The organism is Ensifer sp. ENS02 (assembly GCF_014851885.1).
Lineage (GTDB): Bacteria > Pseudomonadota > Alphaproteobacteria > Rhizobiales > Rhizobiaceae > Ensifer > Ensifer adhaerens.
The window spans coordinates 97,309-113,139 of the sequence record NZ_JACVAO010000010.1 but is presented as its reverse complement, the minus strand read 5'-3'; the positions used below and the strand labels follow the sequence as shown (position 1 = coordinate 113,139).

Genomic DNA, 15,831 nt, shown 5'->3' with positions numbered 1-15,831 from the left:
CTGACGATGCGCCTGCCAGACGGAATAGCCGACGACCTCACCTTCCTCACCGACTTCCGTCGCGACCTGCATGCCCATCCGGAACTCGGCTTCGAGGAGGTACGCACCAGCGATCTCGTTGCCAAGTGGCTTGAGGAAGCGGGTCTAAAGGTCCACCGAGGCTTGGGAAAAACCGGCGTCGTCGGCACGCTGCAGGTCGGCAACGGCACACGCTCGATCGGCCTTCGCGCCGATATGGACGCGCTCGCCATGCCGGAGATCGCCGACCGTCCCTACAAATCCCGCGAGGCCGGCAAGATGCATGCCTGCGGCCATGATGGTCACACCACCATGTTGCTCGGCGCCGCCCGCCATCTGTCGAAGACCCGTAATTTCTCCGGCACGGTGCACTTCATCTTCCAGCCGGCCGAGGAAGGGCGTGGCGGTGCGAAACGTATGGTCGAAAACGGCCTCTTTGAGCTGTTCCCTTGCGACGCGGTTTACGGCCTGCACAACATGCCGGGCCTTGACCCGGACGAGATGGCCGTCGTCGCCGGTCCGCAGCTTGCCTCTTCGGATAGCTGGCGGCTCACCTTTCGCGGCGTCGGCACCCATGGCGCCAAGCCGCATCTCGGCCGCGATCCGGTGACGGCCGCCGGCACCTTCCTTGCCTCGCTGCAGTCGATCGTCGGCCGCGTCGTCGATCCCTTACAGCCAGCCGTCGTCAGCGCCTGCTCCGTGCGCGCCGGCGACCCGAAGGCGCTCAACGTCATCCCCGATACGGTGGAAATCGGCGGCACCGCCCGCGCCTATACGCCCGAAGTGCGCGATCAGCTCGAAACCGAGATCGGCCGGCTCGCGCGTGGTACCGCCGAGATGTATGGGATTTCCGTCGACTACGAATTCGAACGCCGCATTCCGCCCGTCGTCAACGACGCCGATGCCACTGCCCGGGCGTTGAGCGCCGCTCAGGCGGTGTTCGGCAAGAAGACCCGGACGTCATTTCCGCCGTCGACCGCCGGCGACGATTTCGCCTTCTTCGGGCTGGAAGCGCCCGGCTGTTACGTCTGGCTCGGCAACGGCCCCGCCGTCGACGGCGCGCTGCACCACAACACTGCCTATGATTTCAACGACGACGCGATCGGTCCGGGCGCCACCTTCTGGTCGACCCTCGTGGAACAGGAACTGGCACGCGCCGAGTAACGCTTTGATCGCGAAGAAGCAGGCGGGAGCGTGCGATCTCAAGGATTTAGAACCTGCGCTTGAAGGGCGAGGCAAGCTGTCATACGGAAATGACGTCGGACTTCAACGGCCGCTCTGCCTTAGCGGCCTTTGAATGTCAGGCTTCAAGGATCTCCAGGATCGGGCTTTCCATGACCTTGCCCGTCGCCACGTCGGCAATGCCGCGATCGGTCTGGTGCGGTCCGGCGTTGCAGGCGAGCGTCGCGCCGAAGCAGGCCTTGAAGACCAGATAAGGCGGCTGCCAATCGACGATGCGGCCGACTGCTTCGCGGAGTGCTGCAAAGCTATCCGCCACCTCTTCCAGCGGCTCCTCGGAAACCAGCCCCGCGAGTGGCAGAGGCAGGAGTGCATTGACCTTGCCGCCGGACACAGCGGCCATGCCGCCACCGGCAGCAATCACCGCATTTGCAGCGACCGCCATATCCTGCGCATTGCCGCCGAAAACCGTGAGGTTGTGGCTGTCATGCGATACCGTGGTTGCAAAGGCGCCGCGCCAGGCGCCCCAACTCGACAGCAGACCCACAGCCGGTCGGCTATCGGCGCGCCCGTGACGATGCGCCACGGCGATCAGAGTCGTCCCCTCGGGCGGAACGACGAAGCCGCCCTCAACCGCGGCAACGGCATCGCCCCATTGGGTAAAACGCGGCCGGTCGATGGTCGCGACGCGGACCTTCGTGCCATCTGCTGGAATGCGGAAGTCGTTCTCCGACAGCGGCGCGATCTTCATCGTTCCGTGCAGGGTCTCGGCGGCAATGCCGCTGAGCGGCTCGATCATCCGTCCGGCGTCTGCAATCGTCTTGCCGTCGACGATGACCGTGCGCGCACGGAAATCAGCGAGATCTTCGAAGACCACGATGTCCGCCCGACGCCCTGGCGCCACAAGTCCAAGATCATGCCGGCCCAGGCGGACCGCGCCATTCAGCGTTGCCGCCCGAAGCGCCCATTCGGCGGGCAGGCCATAGCGCACCAGCCGGCGAACGACATCGTCGAGACCGCCGGCATGGGCAAGATCGTCCGGGAAAACGTCGTCGGTGCAGAGCGTTACCGTCTGAGGAAGATGGCCCAGAGCCTTGATCGTTTTGACGAATTCCGGCAGCAGGTGATCGTGCGAACCGCGCAGTTCGATCGAAAGCCCTGCCCTGAGTTTTGCCAGCAGATCGTCGCCGGAAACGAGTTCATGGTCGGAGCTGACGCCGGCGGTCACGAAGGCCTGGAGATCAGGCCCCGCAAGGCTGCGCGCATGGCCATTGACTGGCTTGCCGGCGGCAAGCCCCGCCTGAACGATCCCGGTGATGCGCGCCTCACCGTCGATGACGCCGCGCATGTTCATCATTTCGGCGATGCCGCCGATTTCCGGCCAGCTCAAAATGTCGGCGATCACATCAGCGTCGAAATCGGCACCGGCCAGCTCCAGGCCGGGTGCTGACGGCACGCTCGACGGTGCCAGCAGCACCGTGCGCAGCGGCAGATCGCGACTGGCGTTTGCGGCCCAGCGCACGCCGGCCACACCGTTGACATTACCAAACTCATGCGGATCCCAGACGACGGTCGTCACGCCACGCGGCAGCACCGCATTGGCATAGGTCGCCGGCGTCACCATCGAGCTTTCGACGTGCATATGGGTGTCGATCAGACCGGGCGAAACGTAAGCGCCCGTCGCATCGATCATGGTTGCCGCATCGGAGCGCGTGCCCGGTTCGTGGACACTTGCGATCAACGATCCAACAAGGCCGATATCAGCCGGGCGAAGCTCGCCCGTCACCACGTCGACGAGCGTACCGGCCGAAATCAGAACGTCGAACGGTTCAGCACCACGCGCTGCCGCCACTGCCCGGCTACGGAGCGCCGCATCCATCAAGTCCTGAGGCTGCTCTATGGAACTCACTTCTGCGCTTCCTTCATCAAAGCGCCCAGGATCTGAGCCCTGGTCGTCTCGACATGGGCATCGACGGCATATTCGGCATTGAAGATCGCATGGCTTTCGCGCGTTTCGACGACGGTGCGCCCCCGGGCCAGCGTCCCTCCGAGTTCGACATCGATGCGCGCCTTGCGAAACGAGATTGCGCCCGGATTGACGAAGGCAACGGCAGCGCAAGGGTCGTAGATCGCCATGCCCGGCCGGCCGCGACTGGTGCCGATCGAAATGAAGCCGGCAAGCAGATCGGCGATGAGGGCGGCATGGACGCCACCCGCCGAGCGGATCGGCGCGACGTCATCGGGGTAGGCAAAGACCTTGCGGCAGAGATCGAGATCGACCATGCGCAGCGGCAGGCCATGAGCGATCACGATCGCCAGCGCTTCCGGATCGGCGAAGGCGTTGAATTCGGCAGATGCCGTATGGTTGCCGCTGGTGACGCCGCCCCCCATCCAGGTGAGGTCGGTGATCCGGCTCGCCAAGTCCGGACGGGCAAGGCAAAGGGCAGCGAGATTGGTGAGCGGCCCGAGCGCCAGAATCCGCTTCGGCCCCTCCTGCTCCAGCCAGGCGCAAAGTGCCGCAAAGGCTTCGCTTACCGGCAAGGCGTCGGCCTCCGGCAGCGTCAATCCCGCTGTCGGCATGCCGGCTTCGCCAAGGATGCGTTCGGCAGTTTCGAGCTTGCCGAGCACCGGCAGGGCGCGCCCCTCATGGATGGGGAAAGCCCAGCCGAAAGCGCGCGCGGCGCCGGCAGCGTTGCGCTTCACCTGGTCAAGCGGCGTGTTACCGAAAACCAGCGAAACGCCGTCGATCTCTTCACCGGCATGAAGGACGACAAGCACTGCGGCAATGTCGTCGAACCCCATGTCCGTATCGATCCAGACACCCATCGGACCTTACCCGAACTTCTTGAGGCGTGCGGCCTTCTCGACCGGCAGGTCGAAGGCAATGGCAGAACCGGTTTCACGGGCTGCAAGTGCTGCATCCTCTTCCGCCTTGATGGCGCCGAGCGGCGTATCGAGCAGGTACTCGCGCGTGCTGCCGGAGAAAGAGGCTCCGCGCACGGTGCCTTGGAAAGGACCTGAACCAAGGGTCACCATGCGCGGACGCCACGCAAGCCCTGCCGTGTCAGGCGGCAGGGATCCGGAGAGATCGATCGGGCCGTTCTCGGCCTTCAGCTTGCCGCCCTCGACGGCAAAGATGTTTTCGAAACCGACGAAGTCGGCGACGAAGCGCGAGATCGGGCGGTTGTAGATATCCTCGGGCGTGCCGATCTGCTCGATCGCGCCGTTCAGCATGACGACGATGCGGTCCGCCAGCGACAGGGCCTCGCCCTGGTCGTGGGTGACGAAGATCATCGTGACGCCGGTTTCCTTCTGCACCCGCTGCAGTTCCGTGCGCATTTCGAGGCGCAGACGAGCGTCGAGGTTCGACAGCGGCTCGTCGAGCAGCAGCACCTTCGGCTCCATGACCATGGAACGCGCCAGCGCGACACGCTGCTGCTGGCCACCGGAGAGTTCGCCCGGCTTGCGGGCGGAAAACTTCGAAAGCCCGACCGACTTGAGACCGGCGGTCACCTTGCTCTCGATCTCGTTGGCCGGCAGCTTCTTCAGCCGCAGGCCGAAGGCGACGTTTTCGAACACAGTCAGGTGCGGAAACAGCGCATAGGACTGAAAGACCAGGCCGACCGAGCGCTTGTTGGCGGACACGCGGGTGATGTCGGCACCATCGAGCTTGATCGCGCCGGACGCGGGCGACAGCAGGCCGGCGATCGAGCGCATCGTCGTCGTCTTGCCGCAACCGGAGGGCCCAAGGAAGGCCACCAGTTCGCCCTTGCGGATCGAAAGGTCGAGGTCCTTCACCGCAACGGTATCGCCATAGGCGAGCGTCAGTTTTTCAAGGCTGAGGAAGGGGGCGTCAGACATAGCGAGAGAATCCCAGGAAGCGTTCGGCAAGGAAGACGATGCCGATGGACATGAAGGCGAGCAGCGCGGAGAGGGCGGCGACCGACGGATCGTAGGTGATCTCCATGTAGGAGAGCATGTCGATCGGCAGGGTGCGCACACCCGGACCGGAGAGGAAGAGCGATACCGGCACCTGGTTGAAGCTCGTGACGAAGCCGAGGATGAAGGCGGCGAGGATGCCGCTGCGGATGTTCGGCATCACCACGCGGAAGAAGGCGCCGGCGCGCGAGGAGCCGAGCAGCACAGCTGCCTCCTCGATATCGGAGCGCAGGTTGTTGAGGCTCGCCGAGACGACCCGGACCGCATAGGGCAGAACCAGCGCGGTGTGGGCGAGGAACAGCGTCAGCGTGATGTTGAGGCCAAAGGGCACGACGATGTAACGCAAGAGCGCCAGGCCGACGATGATACCGGGCACGATGATTGGCAGCGACACGATCGTGCGGATAGTTTCGCCAAAAGGCAGCTTGTAGCGCGAGAGGGCGTAGGAGGCGGGAACGCCGAGCACGAGAGCGGCCGCCGTTCCGCCGATCGCCAGCAGCATCGAGATCGCGAAACTTTCCTGGAAGCTCTCGACCGTGAACACCTTGGCGACCCACTTGAGCGAGAAGCCCTGTGGCGGGAAGGCCAGCGTCTCGCCGCCGGAGAGCGACGCGGCGACGATGATGAAGAACGGCCCGATCAGGAAGCCGATCACCAGGAAGAGGACGAGCGGAGTAAAGATACGAGGTGTCATCGCTTGTTCCTCGCGGTGGCAAGCCGTTTCAAAAGAAGATTGGCGGCAAAGCTCATGACGATCAGGATGAAGGCGATGACGCTGGCCGCGACGAAATCGTTGGCGACGGTGACGCGCTGATAGAGCAGCGTTTCGAGCATCAGCACCTTGGAGCCACCGAGGATCGCCGGTGTGATGTAGGCCGTGAGCGAGCCGGTGAAGACCAGCGTGCCGCCGATCACCAGGCCTTCCTTGGTCAGCGGCAGGATCACCTTGAAAAACACCTGGAACCAGTTGGCGCCGAGTACGCGGGCAGCCGGGATCGCATCCTTCGGCATGTTTTCAAGCGCGCTGATCAGCGACAGGATCATCAGCGGCAGGAAAAGCTGCAAGAGACCGATGAACACGGCGGTCTCGGTAAAGAGGAAGCGGATCGGCTCATCCGAGAGGCCGACAAGCTGGAGCGCCTGGTTGACGATGCCGGTGCGGCCGAGAATGACGATCCAGGCATAGGTGCGGGCAACCGACGAGATCATCAGCGGCAGCACGACAAGGCCGATCATCTGTCCCTTGTTGCGCGGCGTCAGATTGACGATCGCAAAGGCGGCGGCATAGCCGATGACCGCCGAAACGACGGTAACCATCAGGCCGAGCCGGAAGGTGCGCAGGAAGACGGTGCGGTTCAGCGGATCGGAAAAGAAGGTCGTATAGGCCGACAGCGACCAGCTGTCGGCGCTGCGAAAGCCTTCCGCCAGCAGGATCACCACCGGCGCCAGAAAGACGATCGCCGCAAAGACCGCTGCGGGCAGAGCGAGCGCCAGGGCTTCGGCGCGGTTCTGGAACATCCTTCTTCCTTTCAAGGCATTCCGGGGCGCGTCTCATCGCGCCCGTCGCATCAGGTCTCCACCGGCGATCACGATCCGCCGGTGGAGGTCGCAATGGCTTGGTCTTACTGGCCGACCTGGGCGTTCCACTCCGACAGCCACGCTTCGCGGTTGTCGAGGGCAACGGCCGACGGGATCAGCTTCAGATTCTTCACGGTCTCTTCGCCGTAGGTGAGGTTTTCGGCGATCTCAGGCGAAACCTTCACGTCCTTGTTGGCCGGGCTGTCGACCAGCTTTTCGGCAAGCGCGGTCTGAATTTCGGTCGAGAGCCAGAAGTCCATGAACTGAAGCGCCAGATCCTGGTTCTTGCTGCCCTTGGTCAGCACCATGACGTTCATGCCGCCGGTCTGGCCTTCCTTGGGCGTTGCCCACTTGATCGGCAGGCCGAGCTTGGTGAAACCTTCCCAGGAGAAGCGACCGATCGGAGCGGCCCAGATTTCTTCCTGCTGCATCAGCTGAACGAGCTGGGAGGACTTGACGTAGAAGGTGACGATATCGTCCTTCTTGGCGCCGACGGCGGCAATCGCTTCCTTGAGGTCAGGCGTGTTCTTGCCGATGGCTTCGCCGACCATGTAGAGCGCCGGCGGGCCCTGGTTGGTGGTGACGTTCGGGAAGGCGACGTGGCTGGCGTTCTTGTCGCTCAGAAGATCGGCCCAGGAGTTCACTTCCATCTTGTCCGAGCGATAGACGATCGAAGTGGCATAGAAGGTGTAGCCGACGCTCATGCCGTCGCCGTTCGGGTCCTTGGCAAGGTCGTAGAGCTTGTTGAAGTTCTGGAGCTTCGAGGTGTCGATCTTTTCGATGAGATCGGCGCGGGTGGCCGAAAGCGCGTCGGCCATCGAGACGACGGCCATGTCGACGACCGGGCTCGCCTTGTTGGCTTCCATCTTGGCGAGGCGCTCGACGCTGTTGCCGGTTTCGACGACGAGCTTGCAGCCGCACTTCTGTTCGAACGGAGTGTAGACCAGTTCCTTGAATGCGTCCTGGGCAAAGCCGTAGACGGAAATGGTGAGCGTCTTTTCCTGAGCGGATGCGACAGGGGCGGTAACGAGCAAGAGCGCGCTCGAGGCAAGCAAGAACTTCTTCATGGCTGGTGTCCTCCTTCGGTGACGGATGTAGCTGCGGTGGCAGTGGTAAGAACGGGTTGAGACGCGGACGGTGCCGCGGCCGATTGCCGGACGACCAGATGCATCGGCACCTTGGAGGTCGCCGCCGTAACCGGTGCGCCGATCGCGGGATCGGACGGGTCGCGCTCGCTGATCGCCTTCACGAGCGCTGCGACGGCGATCGCCGCGATCTCGGTCATGTCCATGCGCGCGGTCGTCAGCGCCGGCGTGATGACCGGCGACCAGATCAGGTCGTCGAAACCGGTGACGCTCGCCTTTTCCGGCACGTTGATGCCGGCGCGCTGCAATTCGGTGAGCGCCCGCAGCGCATGGAGATCGGAGATGCAAGCAAAGGCCGTGTAGCCTTCCGCCACCTTATCGGCAAGGCCGAGCGGACAGCCCTTGCCGGCCGCCTTTTCCAACGGCTCGATCCAGAGCGTATCGGTATGGGTGCCCTCGCCGAAGACCGAGCGAATACCGCCGGCGCGGTCGTTCTGCACGTTCGAGGCGGGATTGTTGCCGATGATCAGCACGCGGCGGTGGCCGAGAGCCTTGAGGTGTTCGCCAATCTGCCGGCCGCCACCCCAATGGTCGGCGGCGACCGTGTTGCCCGGCGTCGAGGGCGTATCGATGACGGCGACCGGACAGCCGACATCGGCAATGCGCGTGCCGCGCCTGGGCACGATCACCAGGCCATCAACGTCGCGATCGATCAGGCGCTCGATCGCCTTGGTCTGGGTCGAGACGTCGCCGCGCGAGTCGGCGATCAGCACGCCATAGCCCGAGGACGAAGCCGCAAGCTCGATTGCCTGGGCGATCTGCGGGAAGAGCGGATTGGCGATATCGGGAAGCACGAGGCCGAGAACACCCGTGCGGCCGGTGCGCAGCGCCCTGCCCGCCTGGCTCGGCACATAGCCGAGCTCGGCAGCGGTCGCGCGGATCTTTTCCACCATCTCGGCGGAGACGCGCCCCTTGCCCGAGAGCGCGTTTGAAACCGTCGCCGCGGAGACGCCCAGCGTTCTGGCAATCCTCGTCAGTTTTGGTCCGGAACGCGCCAAATCAGTGGTTTCCGCTATCGCGTGATTAAACGATTAATCAGCCGATATATCAGAATCTTCCGACTGTCGAATCCTTTTGTCGACTCGTTGCATTTTGCAATTTTCGAGGGAAAAGATTTGCGAACAACAATCGATTTCCGGTTGGCGCCTGGCGTTCACAATCAGCGGAAGGAGTTCACGTCAATTCCTCAAGCACCAACGGGCCGTCCAAAGTCTGCCTGATATATCTCCGCCGACACCGAGCGATGAAAAGCGAAACACGCATCTGCCCAACCGCCGCAATCGCGGGTACAAATTTCAACTTCGCCTGACAAAAGAAATCAATTTTCCCACTAAATTACTAGGGAATAAGTATGATGCACGGCAATCGTCCGATGGCTAGAATTCGGGCGGCGGTGCGATCCGCACAACAGGCATAAGCAGGAGTTTGGGACATGACTGGCACTATCATCGGCTTTGGCAAGACCGCGGGACAAACCCGCCGGGCGCGCGGCGCAACCTTGGCAGCTACCACGCTGGCGCTGGCTCTTTCGTCGAGCACGGCCGTTCTTGCCGAGGACGCGAAATTCGATCCCAACGCCTCGATCACCATCGGCTCGCTCTATGAGCCGCAGAACCTCGACAACACCGCCGGCGCCGGCCAGGGCATCAACGAAGCCTTCAACGGCAATGTCTATGAAGCGCTGTTCACGCTGACCGATGCCGGCGACGTTCAGCCGGGCCTCGTGGCCGAGCAGAGCGTCAGCGACGATGGCCTCACCTACACTTTCAAGCTTCGCCCCGGCGTCACCTTCCACTCCGGCGATCCGCTGACGGCGACAGACGTCAAGTACAGCATCGAACGCGTGACGGCAGAGCAATCCAAGAGCTCGCGCAAGAAGAGCCTTGCAACCATCAGCGCCATCGAGGCGCCCGATGACCAGACGGTGGTCGTCAAGCTGTCTGCCCGCTCGATCTCGCTGCCCTACAATCTGAGCTATGTCTGGATCGTCAACGATGCGGCCAAGGACCTGAACGCCAGCGAAGATGGCACGGGCCCCTACCGCCTCGACGAATGGCGCCGCGGCTCGTCGCTGGCCCTGATCCGCAACGACAAATACTGGGGCACCGCGCCGACCAATGGCGAAGTCGTCTTCCAGTACTTCACCGACGCGACCGCGCTCAACAATGCGCTCCTGACCGGCGCCGTCGACATCATCACCAGCGTCCAGAGCCCGGACTCGATCGCCCAGTTCAAGGACAATCCTGACTTCACCGTCACCGCCGGCCAGTCGACGACCAAGGAACTGCTCGCCTTCAACGACCGCGTCGCCCCCTTCGACAACGTCAAGGTCCGCAAAGCGATCGCCCGCGCCATCGACGACAAGAAGCTGCTGACGTCGATCTGGGGCGAATACGGCACGCTGATCGGCTCCTTCGTTCCGCCGACGGACCCCTGGTACGTGGACCTCACCGCCGTCGATGCCTATGACGTCGAGAGCGCCAAGGCGCTGCTGAAGGAAGCGGGCTTTGCCGATGGCTTCACCTTCAAGCTCGACACGCCGAACTACGACCCTCATCCGATCGTCGCCCAGTTCATCCAGAGCGAACTCGCCAAGGTCAACATCAAGGTCGAGATCAACGTGATCACCGCCAACGAGTGGTACACGAAGGTCTACAAAGCACATGACTTCCAGGCGACTTTGCAGGAGCACGTCAATCACCGCGACATCGTCTTCTACGGCAATCCGGACTTCTACTGGGGCTACAACAATCCCAAAGTCGTCGACCTGATCAAAGCGTCGGAGGCAGCGGCCAACACCGACGAGCAGACCGCACAGCTCAAAGAAGCCAACACGATCATCGCCGAGGATGCCGCCAGCAACTGGCTCTACCTCTACCCGCAGATCGTCGTCTCGAGCTCGGCCGTCACCGGTTATCCCGTGAACGGCCTGAACTCGCAGTTCTTCGCCTTCGGCATCAAGAAGAGCGAGCAGTAAGCGGCATCGCCATCCCGCGCGCATCCGCGCCGGATGCGTAAACGACAGCCCCTGGATCCGTTCCGGGGGCTGATTGCGTTTCGCGCCAATTCGTCCGAGCACCTCTCAGGCCTTCCACAGGCACTCCCAAAGACGAGAGACGCTCTAGCCTCCCTCTTCTTTTTGGTGCAAAAGCCAGCTCTCTGATCACGGATCCCGTGAGAAGAAAGGAATGCAGCCATTCTCACCTATCTCGTCCGCCGCTTTGCCATTCTGCTTCTGTCGCTGCTGATCGCAGCGGTGGTGCTGTTCGTGCTGTTGCGCCTTTTGCCGGGCGACCCCGCCAATGCGCTTCTCTCCGTCGGCGCCGATGCCGTGCAGATCGAGAAGGCGCGCGAACAGGTCGGCTCGAACCTGCCGCTCTGGCAGCAGTTTCTGCGCTTTGCCGGCAGCCTCGCCCGCTTCGATCTCGGCACGTCCTTCGTCAGCGGCAAGCCGGTGATCGAGGAGATCGCCGCGCGGTTGACGGTCACCGTGCCGTTGGCGCTGATGGGTTTTGTGCTCGCTATCCTGATCGCCGTTCCGCTCGGCATCCTCTCGGCCGTCAAGGCCGATCGCTGGTATGGCGGACTGATCTCGACAGTTTCGCAGCTCGGCATCGCCATCCCCGTCTTCTGGGTCGGCATTCTGCTGGTCACGCTGTTCGCCGTCACCTTCCGGCTGTTCCCTTCGGGCGGCTTTCCCCGCCGCGGCTGGCAGAATGAGGGGCAGGTGCTCTATGCGCTCGCCCTGCCCGTCATGACGATCGGCCTCGTCATGGGCGCGTCACTGCTGCGCTATGTGCGCTCGGCGACGCAGGACGTTCTCGGTAGCGATTACTTGCGAACGGCGCGCGCCCTCGGCGCCAGCTTCCCCGAAGCGCTCATTCGCCACGGCATCCGCAATGGCGCCGTGCCGATCGTTTCCATCCTCGGCATCGAGCTTGCGACGACCTTGCTCGGCGCGGTCGTCGTCGAGCGCGTCTTCGCGCTGCCAGGCCTTGGCTCGATGCTGCTGCTTGCGATCGAGCAGCGCGACTATCCGAACGTTCAGGGCGTGCTGTTCATCTCCACCCTGCTGGTGCTGCTGATCGGCTTTGCCGCCGACCTCACCCAACGGCTGATCGATCCACGCCTGCGCGAACGGGCCGTCGGAGGCAACGCATGACCTCGATCGGTACATCCGTTTCTGCGCCGAAACGCCGGCGCTCGCTGGCGCTTACCGTCGGCCTTGCGCTCGTCGGCCTCAACGTCGCCGTTGCGGTACTGACGCTCTTCTGGACGCCCTATGATCCATTGAACGCCTCAGGCGGACGACTGGAAGCGCCGTCGCTTTTGCACTGGCTCGGCACTGACCGCTTGGGCCGCGACCTGCTTACCCAGCTGATGATCGGCGCTCGCACAGCGCTGCTGGTCGGCACCGGTGCGGTTGTGATCGGGGCTGCGATCGGCGTCAGCCTCGGCGTTCTCGCAGCCTTCGCCACGCGCCTTGCCGACGACGTGATGGCCGCGACGCTCGATATCCTGATCGCCTTTCCGACCCTGCTGCTTGCCATGCTGGTGGTGGCGGCAAGCGACAGCGCCAGTCTCTGGTCGGCGATCCTGGCACTCGGGCTTGCCATCTCGGCGATCGTCGCGCGGCTGACCCGCATCCTTGCCAAGCGGGTGCTGCGGCAGGATTACATCGTCGCCTCGCGCACATCGGGAACCTCCTGGGCCGGAGTCGTCTTCCGCCATGTGCTTCCCAACATCTGGCCGACACTCTCGGTCAACTTCGCCCTGCAGTTCGGCCTGGCCGTTATCGCCGAGGCGTCGCTCTCCTATCTCGGGCTCGGTGCGCCGCCCCCGAACGCCTCCTGGGGACGGCTACTGCAGGAAGCGCAAGGGACCGTCTATACGGCGCCGATCGGCGCGATCGCGCCGGGCATCGCCCTCGTCGCACTCGTCATCGGCATGAACCTCCTAGCCGACGGCCTGCGCGATATCGCCGATCCGACACGGGGGAGATCGCGATGACGCCGCTTCTCGACATCAAGGGTCTCGACATCCGCGCCGGCGACAAGCCGCTGGTCTCTGACCTTTCCCTCTCAATCCGGCCCGGCGAACGCATCGGCCTGATCGGTGAGTCCGGTTCCGGCAAATCGATGACGGCAATGGCAGCGACCGGCCTGCTGCCGCCGTCGATCACTGTCGCCGGCTCGATCACGCTCGACGGGCAACAGGTGGTCGGCGCCACAGATCGGGTGATGAACCGGCTGCGCGGCGTGGCCGCAGCGGTCGTCTTCCAGGAGCCGCTGACCGCGCTCGATCCGCTGATGAAGATTGGCCGACAGATCGCCGAGCCCGTTCGCCGGCGTCTGGAACGGGACGGCGGCAAGGCAACGAAGGAGGCGGTCCAACGCGAAGTCCGCGACCTCATCGACAAGGTGGCGTTGCCGCAGCCCGACCGCATCATCAATTCCTACCCGCACGAAGTGTCCGGCGGCCAGCGCCAGCGCGTCGCCATCGCCATGGCGCTCGCCTGCCGCCCGAAGCTCCTGATTGCCGACGAGCCGACGACCGCGCTCGACGTCACGACCCAGGCGGAGATCCTGAAGCTGCTGGACCAGCTGGTGCGCGAGACCGGCATGGCGCTTCTGTTCATCAGCCACGACCTGCCCGTGGTTGCCCAGGTGGTGGAGCGCGTCCTCGTGCTGAAGAACGGTATCGCTGTCGAGGAGGGACTGGTCGGCTCGGTCTTCGGCAAGCCGCAGCACGACTATACCAGGACGCTGGTCGAGGCCGCCCGTCTCTTCGACGAAGCGCTGGGAGCAACCGGATCATGATGCTCGATCTTCAAAACGTCAGCTTCGGCTATTCCCGCCAGCAGACCACCCTCGACAACGTCTCGATATCGGTGCGACCGGGAGTGAGCGTCGGTCTCGTCGGCGAATCCGGATCGGGCAAGACGACGCTGCTGCGACTGATGCTCGGGCTCATTCGCCCGACGAGCGGTAGCATTCGCTTCGGCGAGGAGATCCTCGACACCGGCAGCAGCGCCTTCATGCAGCGCTATCGTCGTGCCGTGCAGCCGGTTTTCCAGGACCCCTATTCCTCTCTCGACCCGCGCCAGCGAGTGATCGACATTATCTGCGAGCCGCTGCGGTCGCTGCGGATCCCGGGTGACCGGACGCAGGCGGTCACCGCGGCGCTCGAAGCGGTCGGGCTTCCTGCCGATGCACTCCACCGCTACCCGCACGAGTTTTCCGGCGGCCAGCGCCAGCGCATCGCCATTGCCCGCGCCATCGTCGCGCGACCGCAGATCGTACTCGCCGACGAGGCGGTCAGCGCGCTCGACCTTTCCACCCGCATCCGCATCGTCGAGCTGTTCAAGACACTCGCTGAGAAGCTGACGCTGGTTTTCGTCTCGCACGATCTCGGCGTCGTCGCGGCCCTCTGCGAGGAGATGGTCATTCTGGAGCGCGGCAAGGTGGTCGAAAGCGGCAAGACCCGCGACATTTTGGCCGCCCCGAAGCACCCATACACACAGCGTCTTCTTGCCAGCATTCCGCGCATGCCCGCCTGACAGGGGATTGGCGCGGATATCGCATCTTCAGCCGAATCCACCTTTATCCCCAAGGGCTTGGTGATTCGCGCGCGCATTGATCCAAGACAACCGCTGAGACGCCCTGTTGAGCATAGTGCCGTCGGCCGCAGAATCCCTGCCGCTAACGCCCTGACCGGCGATGTTCAACTTCTTCTGGGGGTCCGGAAAATCATGCCTACTCGCGCCATTCTGCCATCTGCCGTCCTTTTCGCCGCGCTTGCGGCGCCGCTCGCGCTCGCGACGGCGGCAGATCTCTCCGAGCCGGGCGCGGTCGCGGCACCGGAAATGCCTCTCGCAAGCGAGCCAGGCCCGTGGATGATCCGCGGCCGCGCACTGGCTGTCCTGCCTGACGACAAGGGCACGCTCTATCTCAACGGCAGCGCGCTCGACGGCGAAAAGGTCGGCGTCAGCAATTCCGTGGTGCCGGAACTCGACATCACCTATTTCTTCACCGACAACATCGCCGCCGAACTGATCCTCGGCACGACGCCACACACGGCACGCGGCAGCGGCTCGATCGCCGGCCTCGGCGAGATCGGCAAGGCCTGGCTGCTGCCACCGACGCTCACGCTACAGTACCACTTCAACGTCACCGACGAGATCAAGCCCTATGTCGGCGCAGGCGTGAACTACACGATGTTCTACAACGAGAAGCCCCGCGGCGATTTCTCCAGCTTCAACCTGAAGAACACCTTTGGCGTGGCGCTGCAGGCGGGCGTCGACATCAAGCTCGACGACCACTGGGGCCTGAACTTCGACGTGAAGAAGCTGTTCCTGGAACCGGAGGTCAACGCCACCCTGCCCGGCGCCGGTGCTGTCAGCGGCAAGGTCAAGCTCGATCCGTGGCTCATCGGCACCGGTATCAGCTACCGGTTCTGATGACCCCAAACGAAACGGCTTGCGGCGCCCTCTTAAAGGCGCCGCACCCTGTAGAGCCCGACCTTAGACGTGGTGGGCCGTGACGGCTCTGGCGAGTTCGCCCGACAATTGCTGGCTGCCCGCATGGGAGACGTCCCCCAGCGACAGCATACCGACCATGCGCTTGTCCTGGTCGATCACCGGCAGACGCCGCACCTGCTTCGCCTCCATCAGATGAACGGCATGTTCGATCGTCTCGTCCGTGCGGCAATAGACGATATCCCTCGTCATCACGTCCCGCGCCGTCATCGACGCCGGGTCCCGCCCGTTGGCAAAGGCGCGCAAGGCAATGTCGCGGTCCGTGACCATGCCGATCAGGCGGTCGTTTTCGCCGACCGGCAGCGCACCGATGTCCTCGTCGCGCATGATACGCGCGATTGTCTTCAGATCGGTTTCGGGAGAGATCCAGCGAGCGCCGGGATGCATGGCTTCCGATATTCTCATCTCAACCTCCTGTACGTGAAAGGGGCGAAG

General features: G+C 63.7%; 15 protein-coding genes. 7 read left to right on the top strand and 8 right to left on the bottom strand.

What is annotated here, in order from left to right; translation table 11 throughout:
• Positions 1-6 precede the first annotated feature (6 nt).
• The gene (locus IB262_RS22020; RefSeq protein ID WP_127889935.1) at positions 7-1,182 is read left to right on the top strand and encodes a M20 aminoacylase family protein; all 1,176 of its coding nucleotides are present in this window, start codon (positions 7-9) and stop codon (positions 1,180-1,182) included.
• Positions 1,183-1,318: 136 nt separating this feature from the next.
• On the opposite strand, the gene IB262_RS22015 is transcribed toward IB262_RS22020, so the two are convergent.
• From IB262_RS22015 to IB262_RS21985, 7 genes are all read right to left on the bottom strand, one after another.
• The gene (locus IB262_RS22015; RefSeq protein ID WP_113136237.1) at positions 1,319-3,106 is read right to left on the bottom strand and encodes an adenine deaminase C-terminal domain-containing protein; all 1,788 of its coding nucleotides are present in this window, start codon (positions 3,104-3,106) and stop codon (positions 1,319-1,321) included.
• Positions 3,103-4,023 carry a nucleoside hydrolase gene (locus IB262_RS22010; protein ID WP_060586137.1) on the bottom strand — a complete coding sequence of 307 codons (921 nt, stop codon included), beginning with the start codon at positions 4,021-4,023 and terminating at the stop codon, positions 3,103-3,105. The genes IB262_RS22015 and IB262_RS22010 overlap by 4 nt, the downstream gene beginning before the upstream one ends.
• Positions 4,024-4,029: 6 nt before the next feature.
• A complete protein-coding gene (locus IB262_RS22005) occupies positions 4,030-5,058 on the bottom strand; it encodes an ABC transporter ATP-binding protein (protein ID WP_060521736.1) in 1,029 nt (342 codons plus the stop codon).
• Complete coding sequence (locus tag IB262_RS22000) at positions 5,051-5,830, bottom strand: ABC transporter permease (protein WP_060586135.1); 780 nt, start codon at positions 5,828-5,830, stop codon at positions 5,051-5,053. The genes IB262_RS22005 and IB262_RS22000 overlap by 8 nt, the downstream gene beginning before the upstream one ends.
• Positions 5,827-6,654 carry an ABC transporter permease gene (locus tag IB262_RS21995; RefSeq protein WP_060586133.1) on the bottom strand — a complete coding sequence of 276 codons (828 nt, stop codon included), beginning with the start codon at positions 6,652-6,654 and terminating at the stop codon, positions 5,827-5,829. Before IB262_RS21995 ends, IB262_RS22000 begins: the two co-directional genes overlap by 4 nt.
• Positions 6,655-6,758: 104 nt before the next feature.
• Positions 6,759-7,781, bottom strand: coding sequence for an ABC transporter substrate-binding protein (locus IB262_RS21990; RefSeq protein ID WP_060586131.1), 1,023 nt, complete (start codon positions 7,779-7,781; stop codon positions 6,759-6,761).
• Positions 7,778-8,857: a LacI family DNA-binding transcriptional regulator gene (locus IB262_RS21985; RefSeq protein WP_113186999.1), complete on the bottom strand. Its 1,080-nt coding sequence runs from the start codon at positions 8,855-8,857 to the stop codon at positions 7,778-7,780. The genes IB262_RS21990 and IB262_RS21985 overlap by 4 nt, the downstream gene beginning before the upstream one ends.
• Before the next feature lie 434 nt (positions 8,858-9,291).
• On the opposite strand from IB262_RS21985, the gene IB262_RS21980 reads away from it, so the two are divergent.
• The 6 genes from IB262_RS21980 to IB262_RS21955 all read left to right on the top strand — a co-directional run bounded on the left by IB262_RS21980 (position 9,292) and on the right by IB262_RS21955 (position 15,318).
• Positions 9,292-10,836, top strand: a complete 1,545-nt coding sequence (locus tag IB262_RS21980; protein WP_113136239.1) for an ABC transporter substrate-binding protein — start codon at positions 9,292-9,294, stop codon at positions 10,834-10,836.
• A gap of 219 nt (positions 10,837-11,055) precedes the next feature.
• The gene (locus tag IB262_RS21975; RefSeq protein WP_090295980.1) at positions 11,056-12,021 is read left to right on the top strand and encodes an ABC transporter permease; all 966 of its coding nucleotides are present in this window, start codon (positions 11,056-11,058) and stop codon (positions 12,019-12,021) included.
• The gene (locus IB262_RS21970; protein WP_060521747.1) at positions 12,018-12,869 is read left to right on the top strand and encodes an ABC transporter permease; all 852 of its coding nucleotides are present in this window, start codon (positions 12,018-12,020) and stop codon (positions 12,867-12,869) included. The genes IB262_RS21975 and IB262_RS21970 overlap by 4 nt, the downstream gene beginning before the upstream one ends.
• Entirely contained in the window at positions 12,866-13,678 is an 813-nt protein-coding gene (locus IB262_RS21965; protein ID WP_060530262.1) for an ABC transporter ATP-binding protein, read from the top strand. Before IB262_RS21970 ends, IB262_RS21965 begins: the two co-directional genes overlap by 4 nt.
• Positions 13,672-14,418 (top strand): ABC transporter ATP-binding protein, encoded by a 747-nt coding sequence (locus tag IB262_RS21960; RefSeq protein WP_060586127.1) that lies wholly within the window; start codon positions 13,672-13,674, stop codon positions 14,416-14,418. The genes IB262_RS21965 and IB262_RS21960 overlap by 7 nt, the downstream gene beginning before the upstream one ends.
• A gap of 192 nt (positions 14,419-14,610) precedes the next feature.
• Complete coding sequence (locus IB262_RS21955) at positions 14,611-15,318, top strand: OmpW family protein (protein ID WP_060530260.1); 708 nt, start codon at positions 14,611-14,613, stop codon at positions 15,316-15,318.
• A 63-nt stretch (positions 15,319-15,381) separates the two neighbouring features.
• Here the strand turns inward: IB262_RS21955 and IB262_RS21950 are convergent, their stop codons facing one another.
• Positions 15,382-15,801 carry a CBS domain-containing protein gene (locus tag IB262_RS21950; RefSeq protein ID WP_034799235.1) on the bottom strand — a complete coding sequence of 140 codons (420 nt, stop codon included), beginning with the start codon at positions 15,799-15,801 and terminating at the stop codon, positions 15,382-15,384.
• Between the last annotated feature and the right edge of the window lie 30 nt (positions 15,802-15,831).

Excerpts from the sequence above, each read along its gene's own strand:
- IB262_RS21995 (WP_060586133.1), bottom strand. The coding sequence starts at position 6,654 with ATGTTCCAGAACCGCGCCGAAGCCCTGGCGCTCGCTCTGCCCGCAGCG.
- IB262_RS22000 (WP_060586135.1), bottom strand. The coding sequence starts at position 5,830 with ATGACACCTCGTATCTTTACTCCGCTCGTCCTCTTCCTGGTGATCGGC.
- IB262_RS21955 (WP_060530260.1), top strand. The coding sequence starts at position 14,611 with ATGCCTACTCGCGCCATTCTGCCATCTGCCGTCCTTTTCGCCGCGCTT.
- IB262_RS22010 (WP_060586137.1), bottom strand. The coding sequence starts at position 4,023 with ATGGGTGTCTGGATCGATACGGACATGGGGTTCGACGACATTGCCGCA.
- IB262_RS22005 (WP_060521736.1), bottom strand. The coding sequence starts at position 5,058 with ATGTCTGACGCCCCCTTCCTCAGCCTTGAAAAACTGACGCTCGCCTAT.
- IB262_RS21980 (WP_113136239.1), top strand. The coding sequence starts at position 9,292 with ATGACTGGCACTATCATCGGCTTTGGCAAGACCGCGGGACAAACCCGC.
- IB262_RS21965 (WP_060530262.1), top strand. The coding sequence starts at position 12,866 with ATGACGCCGCTTCTCGACATCAAGGGTCTCGACATCCGCGCCGGCGAC.
- IB262_RS21990 (WP_060586131.1), bottom strand. The coding sequence starts at position 7,781 with ATGAAGAAGTTCTTGCTTGCCTCGAGCGCGCTCTTGCTCGTTACCGCC.
- IB262_RS22020 (WP_127889935.1), top strand. The coding sequence starts at position 7 with ATGCGCCTGCCAGACGGAATAGCCGACGACCTCACCTTCCTCACCGAC.
- IB262_RS21970 (WP_060521747.1), top strand. The coding sequence starts at position 12,018 with ATGACCTCGATCGGTACATCCGTTTCTGCGCCGAAACGCCGGCGCTCG.
- IB262_RS21950 (WP_034799235.1), bottom strand. The coding sequence starts at position 15,801 with ATGAGAATATCGGAAGCCATGCATCCCGGCGCTCGCTGGATCTCTCCC.